Annotated in this window: 22 protein-coding genes; 13 read left to right on the forward strand and 9 right to left on the reverse strand. The window is 41.7% G+C overall.

The features are described from left to right. Nucleotides 1–9 precede the first annotated feature (9 nt). A complete protein-coding gene (locus MHM98_RS16160) occupies nucleotides 10–2187 on the forward strand; it encodes a prolyl oligopeptidase family serine peptidase (RefSeq protein WP_239440400.1) in 2178 nt (725 codons plus the stop codon). A 53-nt stretch (nucleotides 2188–2240) separates the two neighbouring features. On the opposite strand, the gene MHM98_RS16165 is transcribed toward MHM98_RS16160, so the two are convergent. Then, nucleotides 2241–2972, reverse strand: a complete 732-nt coding sequence (locus MHM98_RS16165; protein ID WP_239440401.1) for a hypothetical protein — start codon at nucleotides 2970–2972, stop codon at nucleotides 2241–2243. Between the two features lie 81 nt (nucleotides 2973–3053). Further along, the gene (gene hemN / locus MHM98_RS16170; protein ID WP_239440402.1) at nucleotides 3054–4424 is read right to left on the reverse strand and encodes an oxygen-independent coproporphyrinogen III oxidase; all 1371 of its coding nucleotides are present in this window, start codon (nucleotides 4422–4424) and stop codon (nucleotides 3054–3056) included. Between the two features lie 145 nt (nucleotides 4425–4569). Between hemN and MHM98_RS16175 the strand changes: the two genes are divergently transcribed. The 8 genes from MHM98_RS16175 (at nucleotide 4570) to MHM98_RS16210 (ending at nucleotide 11616) form a co-directional block, all read left to right on the forward strand. Then, entirely contained in the window at nucleotides 4570–5160 is a 591-nt protein-coding gene (locus MHM98_RS16175) for a TetR/AcrR family transcriptional regulator (RefSeq protein ID WP_239440403.1), read from the forward strand. A gap of 137 nt (nucleotides 5161–5297) precedes the next feature. Further along, nucleotides 5298–6275 (forward strand): GTP 3',8-cyclase MoaA, encoded by a 978-nt coding sequence (gene moaA / locus MHM98_RS16180; protein ID WP_239440404.1) that lies wholly within the window; start codon nucleotides 5298–5300, stop codon nucleotides 6273–6275. Between the two features lie 10 nt (nucleotides 6276–6285). Further along, nucleotides 6286–6537: a molybdopterin synthase sulfur carrier subunit gene (moaD, locus tag MHM98_RS16185; protein WP_239440405.1), complete on the forward strand. Its 252-nt coding sequence runs from the start codon at nucleotides 6286–6288 to the stop codon at nucleotides 6535–6537. A 2-nt stretch (nucleotides 6538–6539) separates the two neighbouring features. Then, nucleotides 6540–7010, forward strand: a complete 471-nt coding sequence (moaE, locus tag MHM98_RS16190) for a molybdopterin synthase catalytic subunit MoaE (protein WP_239440406.1) — start codon at nucleotides 6540–6542, stop codon at nucleotides 7008–7010. Further along, nucleotides 6958–7764 (forward strand): molybdate ABC transporter substrate-binding protein, encoded by an 807-nt coding sequence (gene modA, locus MHM98_RS16195; protein WP_239440407.1) that lies wholly within the window; start codon nucleotides 6958–6960, stop codon nucleotides 7762–7764. Before moaE ends, modA begins: the two co-directional genes overlap by 53 nt. Continuing rightward, nucleotides 7757–8428, forward strand: a complete 672-nt coding sequence (gene modB / locus MHM98_RS16200) for a molybdate ABC transporter permease subunit (protein ID WP_239440408.1) — start codon at nucleotides 7757–7759, stop codon at nucleotides 8426–8428. Before modA ends, modB begins: the two co-directional genes overlap by 8 nt. Beyond that, nucleotides 8425–9192, forward strand: a complete 768-nt coding sequence (locus tag MHM98_RS16205; protein ID WP_239440409.1) for an ATP-binding cassette domain-containing protein — start codon at nucleotides 8425–8427, stop codon at nucleotides 9190–9192. The genes modB and MHM98_RS16205 overlap by 4 nt, the downstream gene beginning before the upstream one ends. Nucleotides 9193–9282: 90 nt before the next feature. Then, entirely contained in the window at nucleotides 9283–11616 is a 2334-nt protein-coding gene (locus MHM98_RS16210) for a YgiQ family radical SAM protein (RefSeq protein WP_239440410.1), read from the forward strand. Nucleotides 11617–11702: 86 nt separating this feature from the next. Here MHM98_RS16210 and MHM98_RS16215 read toward each other — a convergent pair whose 3' ends face one another. Further along, complete coding sequence (locus tag MHM98_RS16215; RefSeq protein ID WP_239440411.1) at nucleotides 11703–14180, reverse strand: tetratricopeptide repeat protein; 2478 nt, start codon at nucleotides 14178–14180, stop codon at nucleotides 11703–11705. A 151-nt stretch (nucleotides 14181–14331) separates the two neighbouring features. Between MHM98_RS16215 and MHM98_RS16220 the strand changes: the two genes are divergently transcribed. Continuing rightward, nucleotides 14332–14727, forward strand: coding sequence for a hypothetical protein (locus tag MHM98_RS16220; protein WP_239440412.1), 396 nt, complete (start codon nucleotides 14332–14334; stop codon nucleotides 14725–14727). A gap of 65 nt (nucleotides 14728–14792) precedes the next feature. Next, complete coding sequence (locus MHM98_RS16225; protein WP_239440413.1) at nucleotides 14793–15176, forward strand: ribonuclease E inhibitor RraB; 384 nt, start codon at nucleotides 14793–14795, stop codon at nucleotides 15174–15176. Nucleotides 15177–15258: 82 nt separating this feature from the next. Here the strand turns inward: MHM98_RS16225 and MHM98_RS16230 are convergent, their stop codons facing one another. Beyond that, on the reverse strand, nucleotides 15259–16140 hold the full coding sequence (locus MHM98_RS16230; protein WP_239440414.1) for a LysR family transcriptional regulator: 882 nt from the start codon (nucleotides 16138–16140) through the stop codon (nucleotides 15259–15261). A 98-nt stretch (nucleotides 16141–16238) separates the two neighbouring features. On the opposite strand from MHM98_RS16230, the gene MHM98_RS16235 reads away from it, so the two are divergent. After that, entirely contained in the window at nucleotides 16239–16628 is a 390-nt protein-coding gene (locus tag MHM98_RS16235; protein WP_239440415.1) for an isochorismatase, read from the forward strand. A 31-nt stretch (nucleotides 16629–16659) separates the two neighbouring features. Here the strand turns inward: MHM98_RS16235 and MHM98_RS16240 are convergent, their stop codons facing one another. From MHM98_RS16240 to MHM98_RS16255, 4 genes are read right to left on the reverse strand one after another with little or no spacing between them, the layout of a single operon-like run. After that, nucleotides 16660–17037 carry a hypothetical protein gene (locus MHM98_RS16240; RefSeq protein WP_239440416.1) on the reverse strand — a complete coding sequence of 126 codons (378 nt, stop codon included), beginning with the start codon at nucleotides 17035–17037 and terminating at the stop codon, nucleotides 16660–16662. Nucleotides 17038–17073: 36 nt separating this feature from the next. Next, a complete protein-coding gene (locus MHM98_RS16245) occupies nucleotides 17074–17661 on the reverse strand; it encodes a class I SAM-dependent methyltransferase (RefSeq protein ID WP_239440417.1) in 588 nt (195 codons plus the stop codon). A gap of 45 nt (nucleotides 17662–17706) precedes the next feature. After that, nucleotides 17707–18627, reverse strand: a complete 921-nt coding sequence (locus MHM98_RS16250; RefSeq protein ID WP_239440418.1) for an arginine deiminase-related protein — start codon at nucleotides 18625–18627, stop codon at nucleotides 17707–17709. Nucleotides 18628–18635: 8 nt separating this feature from the next. Then, nucleotides 18636–19670: an ornithine cyclodeaminase gene (locus MHM98_RS16255; protein ID WP_239440419.1), complete on the reverse strand. Its 1035-nt coding sequence runs from the start codon at nucleotides 19668–19670 to the stop codon at nucleotides 18636–18638. A 134-nt stretch (nucleotides 19671–19804) separates the two neighbouring features. Here MHM98_RS16255 and MHM98_RS16260 point away from each other — a divergent pair, with 134 nt between their 5' ends. Further along, nucleotides 19805–20260: an Lrp/AsnC family transcriptional regulator gene (locus tag MHM98_RS16260; RefSeq protein ID WP_239440420.1), complete on the forward strand. Its 456-nt coding sequence runs from the start codon at nucleotides 19805–19807 to the stop codon at nucleotides 20258–20260. Between the two features lie 36 nt (nucleotides 20261–20296). Here MHM98_RS16260 and MHM98_RS16265 read toward each other — a convergent pair whose 3' ends face one another. Then, complete coding sequence (locus tag MHM98_RS16265) at nucleotides 20297–21796, reverse strand: hypothetical protein (protein WP_239440421.1); 1500 nt, start codon at nucleotides 21794–21796, stop codon at nucleotides 20297–20299. Nucleotides 21797–21802 lie beyond the last annotated feature (6 nt).

Below are 21802 nucleotides of genomic sequence, written 5' to 3' on the forward strand. Positions count from 1 at the left end.
AAAAACATTATGAATAATTTATCAAAGCTATTAAGCCTGTTGAGCCTGACTGCTGCCTGTTATTCACTGTCAGCAAACGCGATTATCGTTGAAGATATCGATGCAGAAATTCAAAGCCTAAGTCATCACTACAGCGCTCCGTTGGTGCAACAAACAACCGCCGAGCAACTGCAAGGTGAAGTCGCGCTAAGTCAATCAAAGGCTAAGCCTGAATTACACGATTATGAAGACATCCTCGCCACCAGCAATATCTTCAGTGTTGAGCTGTCACCTGACGGTCAATGGCTCAGTTATTTTGAGAAAAGCGGTGTTGATAACCGACGAGTGGTTTCACTCTGGGTTTACAATATCAAGCACCAAAAAGCGCGTAAGCTTTTTACCACGAAACGATTGCAAGAAGCACTGTGGACCGCAGATAGCCAATCTTTGTTTTTAGAGACCGGAAAAAACATTGCCGTCATCGACCTTAAAGAAAATTCCGCCCCACACGTTTTATTTCAAAAAGATCGCCGCAGTCACGAAGGGATTTTATTCGTCGATTATATTCACCGCGACAGTGTGTTAGTGACTCGTTGGGACAAGAAAACCAAGCACTATCAAGTCATTCGTTATAACAGCCAAGGCGACAGTGAGATTATCTACCAAACCGATAAACGCTTTATGAAGTTTGGCATAAATCACCTCGGCCAGCCTGCATTTGTTATGCGTCCTAACGAAGCACAAGACAATAAAGGCGAACGACTAATTTTCGACATTTCTGGCGATAAAGAAAAGCTGATTTGGCAGTGTGATTGGCTGGATAAGTGTGGTGTGCTCTATTTCGATAATGTAGCGCAACTCTTGTGGGTAAAATCGAATACAGACAGTGACTTTTCACGCCTTGTACAAGTCGATGTAAAAAGTGGAAAACTCACTGCACTGCATAGCGATCCCTTAAACCGTGCCGACCATCACAATGCCGTCTTTGAGTTTGATGAAAAACAAAGAACCCTCAAAGCCCCGTTGATTAGCTATCGCGGCGATTACAAAACCTATTACGCCGCCGATAAGCGCCTGCAATCACATCTCGATGCCATTGAAAACAAACTGGCGACTAAGTCATTTGATATTTCAACCGCCATTGCCGCCGATATCACCAAGCAACCTTGGCTAGTGGTTGACCACGACAATCAACGCAGCTCGGTTATCTATTACTTGTATCAGCCACAAACAGGCGCGTTTACCCGGCCATTACAGCAAGTTATCGCCAAAGCAAATACAGATAAAAAACTGCTGCCAGCAGCTGAAATTGCTAAGAAATTTGCCATCAACTATCGCAGCCGTGACGGTTTTCTGATCAATGGTTATTTAACCTTGCCACTTGGCGTGGATATCAGCAAAGCACCTATGGTAACTAACGTTCATGGCGGCCCGTGGAGCCGTGTTGACGAGAGTTATAAGCGTTCGACACAAATACTCGCCAATCGCGGTTATATCGTATTTGAACCCAATTTCCGCTCATCGACTGGCTTTGGTAAAACCTACCTTGCTAGCACTGCTGGCGAACACGGCGATGGCAGAATCCAGCAAGACATTATCGACGGTGTCCACTTCCTGCTAAAACACAATATTGGCGACAAAGATCGCATGGCAGTAACAGGCCATTCGTTCGGTGCTTACAGTGTGCTTGCAGCGTTAGCCTTTAATCCAGAGCTATTCCAAGTGGGTTTTGCAGGCGCAGCACCCCACGACATTGGCCGTTCAGCCAAACTCTACTATCGCTTTGCCAAGCAAACCAATAAACCAGCTCGCCAGTACTTTATGAAAAAGTTAGTGGTTGATTGGGACGATAAAAAAGCCATGGCAGAGCATTATCAGCGTTCACCAGCCGCCAACGCTGGCAAGATTACCAAGCCGCTAGTGATGTGGGCTGGCAAAAACGACCGCCGTGTATTCATTGCCGATATAAAAAACTACGCCTTAACGGTGGAAGAAATGGATAAAAAAGTGAGTTTATTCGTCGATCCCAAGGCGCTCCATTCCCCTGGTAGCCGCTTAGGTATGTTCGCCTATCAATATCTATTGGAGAAAACGCTCAGCGACAATATCGGCGGTGCTATTAAACCTATCGACCCTATTGAAGATAAAAAGCTCTATCGCTTCTTGAAAAAGAATATGGCGATAGATCATAACGATTTATTGAAATAGGGATTTATCTAAACAAGCATTTAGCGCCGTTTCTACAACGGCGCTACTCGTTATTAATCCTCCTTGGTGAAGGTCCCCGGAGAAATGGCGTTAATAACTGTCTTAAAAGCCAATGCCCAAAAGAACAGTAAACCAAAGATGTAAAAATACATATCTTGCGTTTGGAACGCGCGAATACGCGGTTTAAGCAAACGATAGGATAACAGCATGCGCTCATCAGATTTTAACTGATAGATAATACCGTCTTTATGCCAAATGGAGATTGGCGATCCCGTTGGATATTCGCTTTTGATGGTATTACACATGCGCTGACTGATATCAAAAGCGGTAAAACGGTCAATGTCTGACATCACATCCAAGTCGATATAGCGGCGCACTTCATCGGTTTCTTCATTTTCAACATCAGTGATAACACACTTCATGCTAGAAACTGTGGTGTCATATTTTCTAACATCGTCCAATGATGTCACCCAATAATCTTTACCAATCAATAATAATGCCCAAGCGGTAATAATTAATGCGGCACAAATAACAAAGCGGCGACGCTTTTTATTGGCATTGGGTTTAAAGTCGAGAAAGAAAAGATCTTCTTCGTCATCATCATCGTCGTAATCGTAGTTGTTGATCAGATGATCGGTATTGTTACCGTGTAGATTGCCTGAACGACGTCTGCGCTCGATCTCGTCGATAAGCGCTTCGTAGTTTTCAGGAAAGCGTTCGGCGTCAATGCGACTTTTAACATCGAGCAGATCTTTAAGAGAATAGGTGGTGTAATCGACTTTCACGGTAAATCCATTTTAAAACAGAAGAGGCAGGCTATATAACTTAGCCTGCCTCTTCAACTAAAAATGGAGATTTTAGGTAGCTTAAATGACTCGCGAGAACTGCTGCTGACGGGCTCTGTCGCGCAAATAAACGTCAAAACACATGCAGATGTTGCGGATTAAAAGTTCGCCTTTTGGTGTCACTTTTAATGAACGGGTATCATATTTAACTAAATCGTCGTCGATAAACGTTTGAAGTAATTGAAGATCTTCTTTGAAGTATTCCTCAAAGTTAAGATCCCATTGCGATTCAATCGATCCAAAATCTAACTCGAAGTGACAGATCAATTGTTTAATCACCGCGCGGCGAATAAAGTCATCTTCAGTCAAACCGACACCCTTCCACAGCGCATTGGATTTTTCATCAACGCTCGAATAATACTGCTTAATATCTTTCTGGTTTTGGGCGTAACATTGACCAATTTGACTGATCGCCGAGACACCTAAGCCCAACAAATCACATTCAGGTTGCGTGGTGTAACCTTGAAAATTTCGATGTAATTTACCGTTGTTCTGCAAAATCGCTAACTCGTCATCTGGCTTGGCGAAATGATCCATCCCGATGTACTGATAGCCTGCCGCAACTAATTGATTAATTGTATTTTCCAGAATTTGCAGTTTTTCGCGTGGCGACGGCATATCTTCTTCTTTTAATTTACGCTGCGCAGCAAAGATATTTGGCAAATGAGCATAGTTAAATACCGATAAGCGATCAGGTGAGAGCTCAATCACGCGTTCGATAGTTTTAGCAAAAGACTCAGTTGTTTGATGCGGCAGTCCATAAATAAGGTCGATGCTGGTGGACACAAAACCCAGTTCACGAGCGCGCTCGATCATCGCAAAAATAAAGTCTTCACATTGCTCGCGATTAACTGCTTTTTGCACATCTTTATTGAAGTCTTGTACACCCAGACTAATGCGATTAAAACCTTCTGCGCGCAGGTGATCTAGCGTGTCTAATTCAATTTCGCGCGGGTCGATTTCAATAGAGTATTCACCGATTTCGGCGAAGTTAAACTCACTGCGTAATAACTGCACCAGTTTAGATATTTGTTCTTTGGTCAAAAACGTTGGTGTACCACCGCCCCAGTGCATTTGGGTCACGGTCTTTTGTTTGAATAGTTGCGCGCGAGCTTTGATTTCACTGGCGAGATATTCTAAATATTGATCGGCTTTGTGGGCATGACGAGTGATGATTTTGTTACAGCCGCAGTAGTAACAAAGCATGTGACAAAATGGGATATGAATATATAAAGACAGCTTGTCATTATCACTATTTTCCACCGCGTTAACGAAATCGCTTTCGCTAAAGTCTTCATTAAACTCTAACGCCGTTGGATATGAGGTGTATCGCGGACCGCTGTAATTGTATTTTTCAATTAAAGCCTGATCCCATTCTATTGTTTTCTGCACGCTATTGACCACTGTTCAATTAAATATTAACTTATCTTATAGCTAATAGTATTGCTCAGATCATGATTTGAAATATTGATCGATCGCAATGACACACTCAATAATTTGTCTTGACTCCACAAACTGGCAATGGAAGGCACGAAATATGACTACGCGCGCAAATACAGACCAAGAAAAACAGCAAAAACACCAAGCAATCATCGATTCTGCCGCCACTCTATTCCAAGAAAACCTAACGCTGCCAACAGTGGCCACCATCGCCAAACACTGTAATCAGGCCAAAGGTACGGTTTATCTGTATTTCTCAAGCAAAGAAACTATCTACCTGTCATTGCTGCAACAACACTACCAAGTGTGGTTTCAAGAGTTAGAGCAAACACTAACCACAACACAAAGCTTAGCCGAACTCCTCAATTGCTTTGTCCGTTACCCACTCGACGACGCCCTGTTCTTCCCTTTGGCGAGTCTATCTTGCTCGACCTTAGAACCGGGGTGTGACGAACACGTTAAAAACGAGTATTACCAGTGGTTAAGTAATCACGCCAACAGCATTGCCACACAAATTCACCAACAATTCCCAATGCTAAATCAAGCGCAAGCACTGTCGCTATACAACGATTCACACGCACTTATTTTGGGATTGTGGCAACAACGTCAACGCCAAACCGACGAAGATTTCCAAGCACATATCAAGGCTGCCCTAGCGCGATTGTGGAAAGGTTACTTTGCTAAATAGTCTTTATTTAGCTGGGTAATTGAAATATTCCCTTACCAACACTGTTCTAATAGTTTGAAGCTGATCCACTGACACTATCAACAACATTTGCTATGGTGACATATCAGCACTTTATTTGATTAACTTCAGGCTACTCGATGCAACTAAGCGATAACTTTGGCCGTAAATTTTATTATTTACGCCTCTCAATAACGGACGTTTGCAATTTCAAATGCGAATATTGCTTGCCGGACGGTTATCAGCACAAAAGCAAAGCCTGTTTCTTATCGGTTAATGAAATACGACGTACAGTTGAAGCCTTTGCCAAGGTCGGCACTCAAAAGGTTAGAATTACTGGTGGCGAGCCGGGATTACGCAAAGATTTACCGCAAATTATTCGCGCGATTAAAAATATCGACGGGATTAAAAAAATCGCCATGACAACAAATGGCTATAACCTAGCGAAACACGCGCAAGCGTGGAAGGATGCTGGACTTAATCAAATCAATATTAGCGTCGATAGTCTCACGCCACATCTGTTTAACAAGATAACCGGTGTCAATCGCTTCGACGATGTGATGCGTGGTATCGATAAAGCCCTTGAAGTAGGCTTTGACAAAATCAAACTCAACTCAGTACTAATCAAAGAGTTTAACGACAACGAATTACAACAATTTCTAGCCTTTATTAAAGATCGTAATATCGAAATGCGCTTTATTGAGCTCATGGAATGCGGCGAAACTAGTCAGTTCTTCAATCAACATCATTTATCTGGCGATGGCATTAAAACCTTTTTACAGGCGCAAGGTTGGGTACAACAACTGCGTGCCAAGGACGATGGGCCAGCGCAGGTTTATTCACATCACAATTATCAAGGCAGCCTTGGTTTAATTCAGCCCTACGCTAAAGATTTTTGCGAGACCTGTAATCGACTACGCGTGAGTGCGTTAGGTAAAATGCACCTATGTTTGTTTGGTGAAGCTGGCGTTGAAATTCGTGATTTAATACAAGAAGATACACAACAAGATGCGCTGATTGAGCGATTGCATCAAGCAGTACAAACCAAAGAAGTTAGCCATTATTTACAACAAGGCAATACGGGAGCAACTCCCCACCTAGCCTCAATTGGCGGTTAAAGGAACCACTATGTTATCCATTGTGTTTTTCGCACAAACTCGAGAAATTATCGGCCAAGACGAACTGAAACTAGATTTCGAATCTCGTTTTAGCAATTTAGAAACCTTACGCAGCCATCTCGCCGCTATCAATGACAAATGGGATTTAGCCCTCACCCGCGACAAACTGCTTGTGGCGGTTAATCAAGAAATGAGCCCGTGGAATACCGTCATTAAAGATGGCGATGAAGTCGCCTTTTTCCCACCGGTAACAGGCGGCTAATCGTGATTAGTGTACAAACTGACGACTTTGATATCGCCGCGCTTTATCAGCAAATTACTGCTAAAGATAACAATCCGTTGGGCTATGGTGCCATAGTCACCTTTGTCGGCAAGGTGCGTGATTTCAATCTAGAACAAAGCGTTAGTAATTTAACACTCGAACACTATCCGGGTATGACAGAAAAAGCTCTAGCTAAAATCAGTGAGCAAGCACAAGCCCGTTGGCCAATAGCTACGCCATTAATTGTTCATCGCGTTGGCGAACTCACTCCCGGCGATCAAATTGTTTATATCGGCGTTGCTAGTGCCCATCGCAAAACCGCTTTCGAAGCCTGTGAGTTCATTATCGACTATTTAAAAACCCAAGCGCCATTTTGGAAAAAAGAGTCCGACGGAAAAACCGAAACTTGGTTAAATGAGCGTGAGTCAGATCATCATGCAGCCGCAAAATGGAAAAAGAACAGTGGTCAGTAACATGGTGAAATGGCTATTAGGAGTTTCGTTCGCCGTATGCACTTTTTTAGCACATAGCGGAGAAATAAAAGTAGCCGTTGCCGCCAACTTTAAAACAACAGCACAAATAATCACTGAAAATTTCCAGCAAAAAACTGGCCATAAAGTTACCTTGATTACAGCATCGAGTAGCGCGCTGGCTAATCAAATTTTTCACGATGCACCATATGATATTTTTCTCAGTGCCGATCTATCAAGACCACAATGGCTTATAAAAAATAACAAGGCTGATGCTAACTCGCTAATCCTTTATGCCACCGGCCAATTAGCTTTCTTCAGTCAAAAATATTCAGTCGCGTCCTTAGAAGACCTTAAAAACACCTTGAAATTGCAGACAGGTAAGTTAGCAATTGCAAACCCCAAGTTTGCACCATATGGAAAATCAGCTAAAGAACTAATCAGTTCATTAGGCATAAATGACGCTTTAGTAAATAAACTAGTGCTGGGAAACAACGTTATTCAGGCATTACAATTTGTGCAAAGTGCTAACGCTGAATCTGGCCTAGTTTCAGTTAGTCAGCTGCTAGAGTCTGGCGCTGAGCAACACTACTTTATTATTCCCAAACAGCTTCATTCACCAATCAACCAATTCGCGGTGCTCACCAACCACGGAAAAAATAATCAGCTCGCCAAACAGTATTTAGATTACTTAACGCAAGATAGTAAAACAGTCATTTCAAACAAAGGTTACTTAACTGGAGTTAACAATGACTAACGATTTACAAGCGTTATGGCTCACTCTAAAACTGGCTTTTTTAACCACTATTATCTTACTGACCATTAGTCCGTTCATTGCTTGGTGGTTAGCAAAGAGTAAAAGTAAAACACGACCATTTTTTGAAGCCTTAGTCGCCCTGCCGTTAGTATTGCCACCTACAGTATTAGGCTTTTATTTATTACTGGCTTTTTCTCCAAACTATTTACCCGGTCAGCTATGGCAATCTATGACTGGCACTACACTGGCATTTAGCTTTAGCGGCCTATTAATAGGCTCAATCATTTATTCACTGCCCTTTGTTGTACAACCGCTGCAAGCAGGCTTTGTAACCTTGGGTAATAAAGAATTAGAAGCAGCTAAAACCCTTGGTATGAGCCGTTGGCAAACCATAAAGCACATCATAGTGCCGATGACTAAACGCAGTTTTTTACTCGCAGCAGTCATGGGATTTGCCCACACCTTAGGTGAATTCGGCGTAGTACTAATGATTGGCGGTAATATCCCCGGCGAAACACAGGTATTGGCCATTAGCTTATTCGAGCACGTCGAAGCTTTTGAATATCAACAAGCCCACACCATCGCTGGCGGCTTATTAATTAGCTCGTTAGTAATGTTGGTGTTGATTTACGCATTCCTTCAAAACAAGGATGCAAAACCATGACCTTAAAACTCAACATTCAACAACCTCTCGCTCATTTCGACCTCGACATAAATGTCGAACTTAATGCTGATGGCATTATCGGCCTATTCGGCCAATCAGGTAGCGGTAAAACAAACTTACTCAGAGCTATTGCAGGGCTTAACGAATCAAGCCGTGGAAATATTGTTTTTAATAGTCATCACTGGGCGTTAAGCAGTGAACACGCTTGCCGTGTAGGCATGGTATTTCAAGACAGCCGCCTGTTTAATCACTTAACAGTGGCGCAAAATATAGAGATAGTTAATCAACTCGATTTAGCAGCCTTAGAATCATTGATTAGTGATTTTGGAGTAGCTCCGTTATTAGATAAGCGCTGTAATTTGTTATCAGCAGGTCAACAGCAACGCGTCGCTATAGTGCGCAGTCTTGCTGCAAAGCCCGACTTGCTATTACTCGACGAGCCACTATCAGCACTAGACGACACCGCTAAGCAGCAGCTAATGCTCGCGCTTAAAAACTACAGTCAGCAACAGCAATTAGTGATGATTTACGTTAGCCATCACATCGATGAAATCCATTTTTTATGCGATGAGCTGATGCTAATTGAGCAAGGGAACATTACCGATAGCGGTGATTGCCAGCAACTTCTCAAGCGCCACCAGCTATTACCTCATACTAGCCAAGTGCTTGATATTGATGAAAGCAGCAAGCAAATTACCCTGCAACTTACCGACGAAGCCTTTGCGCAATTGGCATCGCAATCGGCTATCAAGCTTAGTAAATAACATCATTCATCACAGCTCGAGAGTCGTTAACTAGCGCCCACTGGCTTGGATAAGCTATAATTCGCCCACTTTGATAACGCGAATCCCATCATGAAAAAGCCAATTGAAAAGCCAACCGCGCCACCAATTCACGAATACCCAAGATATTGGGCGGAGTGTTATGGCACAGCGCCGTTTTTGCCAACATCACGCAAAGAAATGGACAAATTAGGCTGGGATAGCTGCGACATCATCATCGTTTCAGGCGACGCCTATGTCGATCATCCAAGCTTTGGCATGGCGGTAATTGGCCGTGTATTAGAAGCCCAAGGTTATCGTGTAGGCATAATTGCTCAGCCTGATTGGCACAGTAAAGATGCCTTTATGGAGCTGGGTAAACCGAACCTATTCTTCGGTGTGACTGCCGGTAACATGGATTCGATGATTAATCGCTACACCGCCGATCGCAAGATTCGTCACGATGATGCCTACACGCCAAATAACGAAGGCGGTAAGCGACCTGATCGCGCAGTTTTACAATATTCACAACGTTGTCGCGAAGCCTACAAAGACGTGCCTATCGTATTAGGTGGTATCGAAGCCAGCTTGCGCCGTTTAGCACATTATGACTACTGGTCAGATAAAGTACGCCGTTCGGTATTATTCGACGCCAAAGCCGATATTCTGCTGTTTGGTAACGCCGAACGCGCCCTTGTGGAACTGGCTTATCGCATCGCTAACAAGACGCCAGTTAGCGAAATTACCGATATTGCTGGTACCGCAATCATCGTCAAAGAAGTACCGGAAGGCTTTAAAGAAATAGATTCGTCGCGTATTGAAAAACCACATAAGTCTCACGTAAAACCGATGATAAATCCGTATGAAACCGAAACGGATTGTAAAAATGACACCGACAAAGCGCCTGAAGAAGCCAAGGCACAAGTCATCACGGTAAGACCATCGCGTCACGACTCAAATACCACGGTAGTGCGTTTGCCATCGTTTGAGAAATTGCAAAATGACCGTGTGTTATACGCCCACGCATCACGCATTATGCACCTTGAAGTAAATCCATACTCAGGGCGCGCGCTTATCCAGCAACACGGCGATCGCCACTTGTGGGTTAACAAGGCGCCAATTCCGTTAACTACCGAAGAAATGGATTTTGTGTTTGGCCTCCAATACGCTCGTGTACCGCATCCTAAATACGGCAAGGCTAAAATCCCTGCTTACGACATGATTAAAACCTCGGTTAATATCATGCGTGGCTGTTTTGGTGGCTGTTCGTTCTGTTCTATTACCGAGCACGAGGGCCGTGTAATTCAAAGTCGTTCGAAAGAATCAATCTTGAACGAGCTTGGTGAAATTCGCGATAAAGTTCCGGGCTTTACTGGCACTATTTCCGACTTAGGCGGCCCAACCGCCAACATGTATCGCCTTGGTTGTAGCGATCCCAAAGCAGAAATTAACTGTCGTCATCCATCTTGTGTGTTCCCAAAAATCTGTAGCAAGCTCGATACTGACCACAAGCACACCATAGATTTATATCGCGAAGCTCGAAAAGTTCGCGGCATTAAGAAAATCTTAATAGCCTCAGGTGTACGTTACGATCTGGCAGTTGAGTCCCCAGAGTACGTTAAAGAGCTGGTGCAAAATCACGTTGGTGGTTACCTAAAAATAGCGCCAGAGCACACGGAAAAACGCACCCTAGACTTGATGATGAAGCCAGAGATGAAAGCTTACGACAAGTTTAAGGAAATGTTCTATCAGTACAGTGAAGAAGCGGGTAAAAAGCAGTACATGATCCCGTACTTTATCTCGGCGCATCCGGGCAGTACCGACGAAGACATGCTGAATTTAGCACTGTGGCTTAAAGCCAATGATTTCGAGTGTGACCAAGTACAAAACTTCTACCCATCGCCAATGTGTAACGCAACGGCAATGTATCACTCGGAAACCAATCCGCTGAAAAAGGTGAAATACAAGAAAAATGGCGAAGAGCTGTTTGTCGCGAAAGGCGAACGTCAACGCCGCCTACACAAGGCATTCTTGCGTTATCACGACCCAGAAAACTGGCCGCTATTACGCTCGGCGCTAAAACGCATGGGCATGAAGTACCTTATCGGTACTAAGAAGCACTGTTTAGTACCAGACGAGCACGAAGAAGCCCGTGTAGCCGCCACCCTGCGTAGCCGTGAATCAAGCCGTCATGGCAACAAACGCTTTGCAACAAAGAACCCGAAACAACCGGATATTAGAAGCGACAAACCAACTTTTGGCAAAGGCAAAGGGAAATCGGTTTACAGTGATAAGGCAGCGACTGGTAATCAGCCAAGCAATAAACCAGCGAAGAAAAAGGTTAAGCCGAAAGCGAAACCAAATCAGCGCAAACGCTCATCTCTAGCTGGCAAGCCAGCACTGGGAGCAAGGCCTGATAGGGTTTAACTCTCGATACTGAAGAACTAAAAAACCGAGTTTAGTTAATTCTAAACTCGGTTTTTTAATTTATATTTTGTGTGCTTACTTGCTAACTATTCTTGCAACCCTTTAGTTTCTTCTAAGAATTTTTCTTTATCTTTATGTTCTTCAAAAAATCTTACAACAGCATTAATTTGTTGACGTTTTAAGCCAGTGAAATTGTCATTGATGTAATCTTTTATTTCAGAAAATTGCCATGTCAATTCAATATCACTTGGTAATAATTCAATCGAATTTACTACCTCATTAAATGTTACATTATCTAGTAAGAATCTCATGAACTTCATTACTATAGATGTTTGTTCATCGGGGTTGTTTAATTCAACTTTTTCAATTCTCAAAATAACATTTTTAGGCTCTTCGAAAAGAATAGATAGTTCAGCTAAATTTGCCAACGCGTCCTTAACTATTTCTTGAATATCTGCACTATCAATATCCTCAAATTTTTGGATGAGTTCATCAGATATAGAAATGGCCTTATTAAATAATTTTTCTTGTCCATATATAATACCCAAATTCATCATCACTTTAGCGACTTGCAGCTGAATTTCTTCATTATCATGACCAGTAAATTGTTCAATCAGCTGCTTATACGTATCAATGGCTTCACTAGGAGACTTTTCTTGTTTATAAGTCACCCCCAAGTTCATCATCGCCTGTGCAACTATTAACTGAATCTCTTCATTATCATGACCAGTAAATTGTTCAATCAGCTGCTTATAAATCTCAATCTCTTCGTTAGGAGACTCTTCTTGTCCATATATAATACCCAAATTCATCATCACTTTAGCGACTTGCAGCTGAATTTCTTCATTATCATGACCAGTAAATTGTTCAATCAGCTGCTTATACGTATCAATGGCTTCACTAGGAGACTTTTCTTGTCCATGTGTAATGCCCAAGTTCATCATCGCCTGTGCAACTATTAACTGAATCTCTTCATTATCATGACCAGTAAATTGTTCAATCAGCTGCTTATAAATCTCAATCTCTTCGTTAGGAGACTCTTCTTGTCCGTAAGTAACACCTAAATTTGTCATCGTTTTAGCGACTTGAAGCTGAATTTCTTCATTATCATGACCAGTAAATTGTTCAATCAGCTGCTTATACGTATCAATGGCTTCACTAGGAGACTTTTCTTGTTTATAAGTCACCCCCAAGTTCATCATCGCCTCTGCAACTGTTACCTGAATCTCTTCATTATCATGACCAGTAAATTGTTCAATCAGCTGCTTATAAATCTCAATTTCTTCGTTAGGAGAATTTTCTTGTCCATGTGTAATACCCAAGTTCATCATCGCCTGTGCAACTATTAACTGAATCTCTTCATTATCATGACCAGTAAATTGTTCAATCAGCTGCTTATACGTATCAATGGCTTCACTAGGAGACTTTTCTTGTTTATAAGTCACCCCCAAGTTCATCATCGCCTGTGCAACTATTAACTGAATCTCTTCATTATCATGACCAGTAAATTGTTCAATCAGCTGCTTATAAATCTCAATCTCTTCGTTAGGAGACTCTTCTTGGCCATATATAATACCCAAATTCATCATAGCTTTAGCGACTTGCAGCTGAATTTCTTTATTATCATTAACTTCGAATAAAGTAATTATTTGTTTTAAATAATCTACTTCATCATCTGTTTTTTTGATTCTATTGGAAATTGCAGCTAAACCAAATATAGCTCTAAGAACCAGTAACTTATCACTTTGATTGGAATATTCGACAATAGACGCCTGATACAAGTGCTGTTTAGCTACCTGCCAATGTTTATTTGTATAAGCTTTTAACCCCTTGAATAAGTACTGCTCCAATGAACTTAATTTTTCTGATAATGAAGAGTTATTAATCTGTTCTTTTTCGGAATCTGTTAGTTCTTTATTACTCACTATCTTAGTAAATACATCACTGAATTTACTTTCATAATCTCGGTGTAAATCATTAAGCGAATCAACCGCATCATCTAACTGCGGCTGTAATTCTTTTATTACAGATAACAGACTCTCTCTCGCATCACTTAATAGTCCTTGTCTATTGCTATTTAACCATTCTGACATATGACTGTCGGCTGCATCTCTCGCTTCTGACTTAGCACGATGAATTGTTGAAAGACCAGTTATAATACCTGCTATACCAAGAACTAAACCAAATAACGAGAATATAACTCCCCACATATTCGTATTAAAATTTAAATCTGAAATGCGTCCCTCAACATCTTTTATCTCAGATGATTTCACTTGCTCATTCTTCGAAACGAGCTCTTGTAATTTAATTAAGTCTTCACCTAACTTTTTTAAGTCAGATTCTAACTCTTTAACTTTTTCCGAATCATTCTGCTGCTCCAATTTCACTTCCAGCGCAGTAAACTGCTTTTGAATCGCAATGAGTTCTTGATAGAGATAGTTTTGATTATTGGAGATAACGGCTTGCTTTATTTGCTGCTCCTTTGGTGCATCGTCCGCGGCAAAGGAAGTGGAACAAACAAGAAGTGAAAAGAAAAAATAAGATAATGCGAAGAGTCTTGGCATTCTTAATCCCTTAAGAAATTGAAATGTATAAATAATCTAAAGGCATATTACGCCGTTTATCATTTTAAGTCAGCTTTTGTTTTTGGTTGATTGAGCTTTTTAAAATTTCAACTAAACTGACACCTCATTAATAATTTAAAAGGATTTAACTATGTCGCAAAGCAAAGTATTTTCACCTGTTCAAGCCGCTGTTGGCGCGTTTTTGGGTGGGCCGCTGGCTTCAACTATCTTTATCAGTCAGAATTTTTCTGCGCTCAACGAGCCAGAAAAGAAATCAACAACCTTAATTGCCGGCACGATTATTATCATCGCATTGATTGCTGTAAGCCTAAATCTACCCGAAAACTTTCCCGGCCTTATCTTCACTATCGCGACCATTATCACAACACGCCTTATCGTAGAGAAAAAGCAATTTACTAAGGAAAAAATAGAAGAAAGTGAGCAGTTAACATTTCACTCAAACTGGTTAGTATTTGGTATCGGAATGTTAAGTTTATTACTCACCTTTGCCGTAGCATTTTTGTTAATTATGGCAATAGAAGTTTAGGGGCTGTTGGTCTATAAAACTGCTGAAATCTAAAATAATTTAAAAACCGAATCAGGGAATAGAAAATGTCAGTAGGAAAATTGAGTTGTATTTTATCTGCCTTGCTATTAACGGCCTGTGCATCTAATCCAGCAATTGAATACAACAGCTCACTAATTGAAGCATTAGTAAAACGTGGCAGCGACGTAAATAAAGTTCATACCATCAGATACCATGTAAGCTGTAACGCTAAGACTGATGTTGAAAAATTGGTGAAACTTAGTCACGAAAAAGGTTTTAGTGCCGACGTGATTAAATATTTCGAGACAGATAATCACTGGTATACGTCGCTGAAAAAAGAATCACCGTTGAAGATTAAGCCAATTATGGCGTATCTCGATACTCTGACCGATTTACAACAAGGTTTAAACTGCGACAAGGTTACTTGGGGCAGTAAGGTTGTGAAGTAGCAAGCGTTTTTATTCGCTGGCGCATCAACCAATTAACAGACCTCATTTTGAATTAATCGTAAACATTTTCCGTCTAAATTAGCTATTTCATCTTGCTATTTATCGCGCCAATAGCTAATTCAACAGCCTTCGGCTTACCACTTGAATAAGCGTGTAAAGCGAACACTTCATTCGGTGGTAATTGGTAATCAGCAACAACCTTCACTAGTGCAGGCTCTTGAGCGACAATAAAGTGCGGAAGTAACGCAATGCCAGCGCCTGCTTTTGCTAACGCTACAACTGTTGGCAAGGAGTTAGCACGGCGCTGTGGTGTAAAAGACAGATTTAGTTGCTTATTTGTCGACTGAACATGAGTCAGTTGATGATTTACATGACTTCCTTGCCAGTCATTAGCGATATAGTTAATTGTCGACCATTCAATAGCGTTATCACTAAAGTGTTTATCGATGTAAGTTTGCGAGGCACACAATACATCGCGAAACTCGCCGAGTTTTACTTGCCGATAATCACTGTCAGGCAATTCCCCTACCCGCACTGCAATATCAATATTGTTTTTAATGAGATCTTGGCGCTGATCATCAGCAATAAGCACAGGCTTCATTAGCGGATGTTTAATCAACAGTTCACCAATTGCTGGGGCGACTACGCTGTCCATCAATGCATGAGGGGCCGTAATGGTAACAATTCCCTTGGCAACTTCCTGCGCCGCTTGCGCCTGTTGCCACGCTTGTTTAGTGAGTTGATTAATTTGTTTGCACTGTTGATAGAACTCTTTTCCCACTGGCGTTAACGTCTGACGGCGTGTAGTGCGATTTAATAGGGATATACCAAGTTCTTGTTCTAACGCCTTTAAGTGTTGGCTAATCACGGATTTAGATACTTCTAGCGCTTCTGCGGCCTTGCTAATACCACCAGCTTCCACGATTTGGCAAAAGATCTGAATATGACGAGATTGATTAAGCATACTGTTTAATTTTTACGAACAATTATTTCTAAATTACGCTGTTTTTCATTAACTATCTAGTCTCTAAACTATGTCCATCATTTGAAGGAGACCTATTCATGAGCAATCAATTATCAAACGAGCAAAAAGAAATTGTTTTAGCAGCAGTAAACCGTGCAAGCGAAACGTGGAAAAATTCATTTAACTCACAAAACGCGGCAGGTTGTGCAGGCCAATATGAAAGTGACGCAGTAATGCACGCACGCCCATTCGGCACCTTTACTGGAACAGCAGAGATTCAAGCATTCTGGCAGAAGCTTATTGATGATGGTTTCAAAGGTGTTGAATACATCGCGCCAAAATTAGAGGTGATTGACGAAAGCAGCGCTTTATTAACTTCTGGCTGGAAAATGAATAATGCGTCTGGCGTCATCCATAAAGAACTATGGGTATTACAGGAAGACGGCAGCGCTAAATTACGCGAAGATGATTTTGAAGCATTAGCGTAAAACCAAAAATTAAAGCTAGCGTTTTAAAACGCTAGCTTGTCCATTCATTAACGCCTACTTTCATTTCTTGGTTCTTCAAATACGAAAATCGATACCAGAAATAATAAACCGCTATCGCGGTGCCAATGGGAAATGAAAACAGAAAAACACATGAAGTCACCAGTAAAATTGGCGAAGCTAAAGCATGCTGCATATAGTGAAGAATGCCGCCTATTATCGCCAGCAATGGAATTGAAGAAATAAGAATGAGTACAATATTTTGAAACGCCGTTAGTTCAGCATCACCGAAATATGAGTTTATTTCTTTGAGTTGCTCAACAATCATTGGCACGGTAACTAGCATTATGCAGCCGCCTAACAAGCCAATACCGATAAAAATCCAACCAAGTCTAAAATGATGATTATCCATGTAACTTCCCTTTCAAATCCTTTGAATAGCCGTTTGCTATGTTCGTTGAACGATGAAATAACAGTGTAGTTCATATTCAACATAATGGCAGACACAGCCACATTGATCGATCAGCGCTAAGTGTTTCTTGAATCCCAAAGTGCCATAGTAAACTTCGACGCCCATGGCATCATCGGTATGTTGCTGAGGTTCTTCGATGCCACCAGCACTAAAAATTAGTACGCCGTCTTTTGTTAACATCGACATCAGCTTAGTCATTAACGCTTCTTGCTGCGCTAGAGGCACGTGCCAAATGCTATCCCACGCGGTAATGAAATCGTATTTATTAGACGGTTGCCATTGGCAAATATCAGCATGAATAAATTCGATATTAGGATGTCTTTCTTGTGCTAATTGCAGCATTTTCTGTGAAATGTCGATGCCCTGTGGCGTGAAGCCATGGCTAAGTAATAAATCGATAAAACGTCCCGTACAGCCACAACCAACATCCAAGGCTAAACCGCTATTTTTGGCATAACTCAGCGCTTTCTCATGTTGAGCAATACCGTTAGTGCGATCAAAACCTTCCCGCTGCCACAAATGAGTAATTTGGTCGTAGGCTTTACCAGTATCTATCGGCTGCATAGTTTTTCCTTCGCAAGGTGAATCAACTATGCAGCATACTCCGTTTTAGCGACGACTTAAATGCACTCCCGCCAGCATACAACGCACCGAGCCACCAGCGAGTTCGAGTGCAGAGACATCGAGTGGTAATAACTTAACACGCTGTGATAACAGTGTTTTTTGCTCTTGTGTCAGAGCATTAAAAGCAGTTTGTGATAACGCAAGTAAGCGTTGGCCATTACCTTGTAGCTCTATCGCATTTCCACAAAAAGAACCTATTTGTTGTTCGGTTAGCTGAATGACTAACTTACCGGCGTTTTCAAAACGGCGAACGATTTGTTGACGACGAAATTCATCCGTCATCATTTCAAACCCTGCCATGACAAAATCGCTACCAATGCACATTAAAACATTGGTGTGGTAAACCGCCGTGCCGTTGCTATCGCAGGCATCAAATACCATGGGTTCGATATTAAAGTGAGTGCAAAAGCGCTCTAACACGTGAGAGTCGGTACGATTAGAACGCGCGGCGTAGGCAATGCGCTCGACGTGATCTAACACCATTGCCCCAGTCCCTTCCAAGAAAATATCGTCGTACTCAAGGCCTGAGTAGTCAATAATATCTTGAACGCGGTATTGCGCCTTTAGCATATCAATAATATCGCTGCGACGCTCTTGGCGACGGTTCGGCGCATACATCGGATAGATAGCGATTTGCCCACCTAGATGAGTAGAAAACCAGTTATTAGGAAATACTGAATCAGGTGTTTTAGTCCCTTTATCTTCGAACAAATGCACAGTGACGCCATTTTGTTGCAACTCATCAGCCATGGCGGTTACTTGTTCAAATGCTTGCTGTTTTATATGTTGTTCGTCAATCAACGATGCTGTTTGAAAGCTGTTATCACCACGTGTTTGCTCGTTGGGTACAAAATGATGCGGTCTGATCATCACTACCGCCGATGGCGCTTGGGGAAATAATGACATAATGACTCCTACAGGGTGATACCAAATAAATTACGAGGATCTTGCGGATTAGCTAATAGCTCCAATTGTTGACCATCGGAATTTGCCAAATCAAAGACATAACGCAATGCAGAGTAATCCTCTACCGCAAAGCCGACGCCATCAAAGATAATGAGTTCATTTTGAGCCGTGCGCCCTTGTATCTCACCTTTAATCACACGATGCATTTCGGTAACACTAAACTCAGGTGTTAGCTGCTGAATATCCCCTTCGATACGCGTTTGAGGCTCGTACTCAACAAACACCTTAGCGCGCAATAACAGATCATCTTCCAGCTCGGTTTTTCCAGGACAATCACCACCAATCGCATTGACATAAAGCGCGTCCTTAACCATTTCGCTGGTTAAGATGGTGGCGTTTTTCTTATCGGCGGTGCAGGTAGTGATAATCTGCGCACCTTGCAACGCTTGCTCTGCGCTATCACACACAACTACTTCGATATCATAACTGCGCAGGTTATCGCGACATTTAGCGATGGCTGCTGGATCGATATCGTATAAACGCACAGTTTTGACACCGATTACATGATTAAAGGCAATGGCTTGAAACTCAGATTGCGCACCACAACCTATCATCGCCATAGTCGTTGCATTTTCGGGCGCTAGGTATTTGGCCATCATTGCCGAAGTTGCCGCCGTGCGAAGTGCAGTAAGTAGCGTCATTTCAGAGAGCATTAATGGATAACCGCTATCAACGTCAGATAGCACACCAAAGGCCGTTACGGTTTGCAGTCCGCGTTTGGTGTTTTTAGGATGGCCATTAACGTATTTAAAGCTGAATTTATCGAGGTTACCCGTTGGCATTAACTCAATAACACCTTCTGGCGAATGAGCTGCATAGCGCGGCGATTTATCAAAACCGTCCCACTGCATAAAATCTTGCTCTAAATACTCTATTAAGCCAGTAATAAATGCAGGGATCCCCTGTGTATTAACTAAAGAAATCATGTCATTTACACCAACGAATTGAACATTGGATAAGTCATTTTTTATTTGAGAATTCATATTAAATATTCCGCTGAGTGAAGTTTTAAATATGCTAACGCGCTCAAACGTTATAAAAAATGGTAATAATTTGCATAATTCGTACAATTTTCTGTCATTATGTACACACCTATTAGCTATTTGTAGAAAAGTTAATGTCTACTTCAACTAACATCACCAAACGTGCCTACTTACACGATGCTATCGACAAGGAGCTGCTCGCTATTTTGCGAGCCGATGGTCGCGCTTCCGTCTCCAAACTTGCGACAATGCTCAATATATCGCGCGGTACGGTACAAAACCGATTAGATAGATTAGTTAGTAGTGGGGCTATTCTCGGTTTTACTGTGCGTGCTCATGACGAATTAGAAACCGACGTGGTTAAGGCGATGATGATGATTGAAGTCGTTGGCAAATCAACTAATCAAGTAATTCAAAAGCTGCGTGGAATCCCGCAATTAACTAAACTACATACGACCAATGGAAATTGGGATTTAGTGGCTGAAATACGAGCGTCAGATTTACAAGAATTTGATAGAGTGCTTAGTGATGTGAGAACTATCGATGGTGTGCTCAATAGTGAAACTAGTATTCTGCTAAGGTCGGTATAAAAAAGGGCGCCTAAGCGCCCTATTCTTTATTGTTAACTATAAACTAGCTATCCAATCTTTACACTGTTGGTCAGTGGTTGGCACGGTAATACTAGTGTTAGCAAAAGCCGTGTTAGTAGACCAATTTTTTTCATCTTTATCGTAATCAAACACGAAGCTGGTGCTATCCGTAGTTTTAATACGCAATGCTTCTTCGGTTCCCGCTAATCGCAGCGTTAAATCGATAAAGTAATCGGATTTATCCCAATTACCCGTTAGCAGTGTGCCGTTGGTATTTTGCGAGTCATTTGGCTTGCGCAAGTTTTGGAATTTAACACAGGCCGTAACATTACCGCTGCTTTCCCCATTAAAGAAGAAACCAATAACCGCATCGCGTTTAACGTTTTTATCGGTTAACACTAAATGCATATCCGTTAAATCTGTTGGCAATTGATTGCGAGCGCGCATACGCAATGTGCCAGCATCAATATCCCCCACCGTATTTAGCCCGTTAAAGTAATCAGCATCGAAACTATCTTCACCGAGATCGTCGAGTACAACTTCATTAAGTACGATATCGGTTAGCACTTGATTATTATCTAATGCATCCTGCAGACTTTGATCGAGAAAGTTATTGCCAGAAATAGCCATCACACGGGCTTTTGATTCAGTAAGATCTTTTGATAACTGTGTCGTTAGCAAATTATGAAGCTTAGTTAGGCTGTCAATAATAGCGCGTATACGCTCATTAATATCCGATGACGACACTGCTCGCTGTAAACCTTTTTCAGGTGCACTATTTTTGCTGACAATAAAGCTATCTAAACGGGTTCTAACCTGAGTCAATAATTTATTAATGCGCTCATCTGTCATGTCTTTAAGTAAAGACGCTAATGACAGCCTTTCTTCTTTGCTTAGTTTATTGATAGCGTCATACGTATAACCAGCAACATCAACAGGTAAATCTTCATTATCACCGATTTCTGGATACTCTTGCGCGATTTCATTACTAATTAACTCAACGACTTTATGGAGTGTAAATGCCAATCCAAATGCTGAATCACCAGATAGAAATGCATCTTGCATAATATTTTGATTAGCTTCGATACTTTGTTGTTCGTTAATTGCTATGTCGCCAACACTGGTTAGCGGCGTAATGTATTGAATGCCGCTGTTACCTGTATACATGGTGCTCATACGTGAATTAACACGCTCTAACGTCGTTAGATCATACCCACCAACAGCAACTAATTTAACGGGATCATTACTTGGTAATTTCAAACAATAACGGCTGTTATCCGCACAGTAATCTTCACCATCTTTACCGAAACTGTAGTAACCGTTTTTATCGGTAAATGCCCAAGGCTCAAACGGATCTAAAACGTCATCTTCATTGTAATCTGCAAAAACAATAGCGCTGGCAATAAAAGGATCTATTACCGCGCCATTTACCACGACCTGTGTTTGAGTCGCATCGACAACGTCTTGCTCATCTGGTGAACAACCTGCCAATGCGCTAATTACGCCAACGGCTAACAGAGATTTAATAAATTTCATGGTCAT

It is taken from the genome of Psychrobium sp. MM17-31 (assembly GCF_022347785.1).
Taxonomy (GTDB): domain Bacteria; phylum Pseudomonadota; class Gammaproteobacteria; order Enterobacterales; family Psychrobiaceae; genus Psychrobium.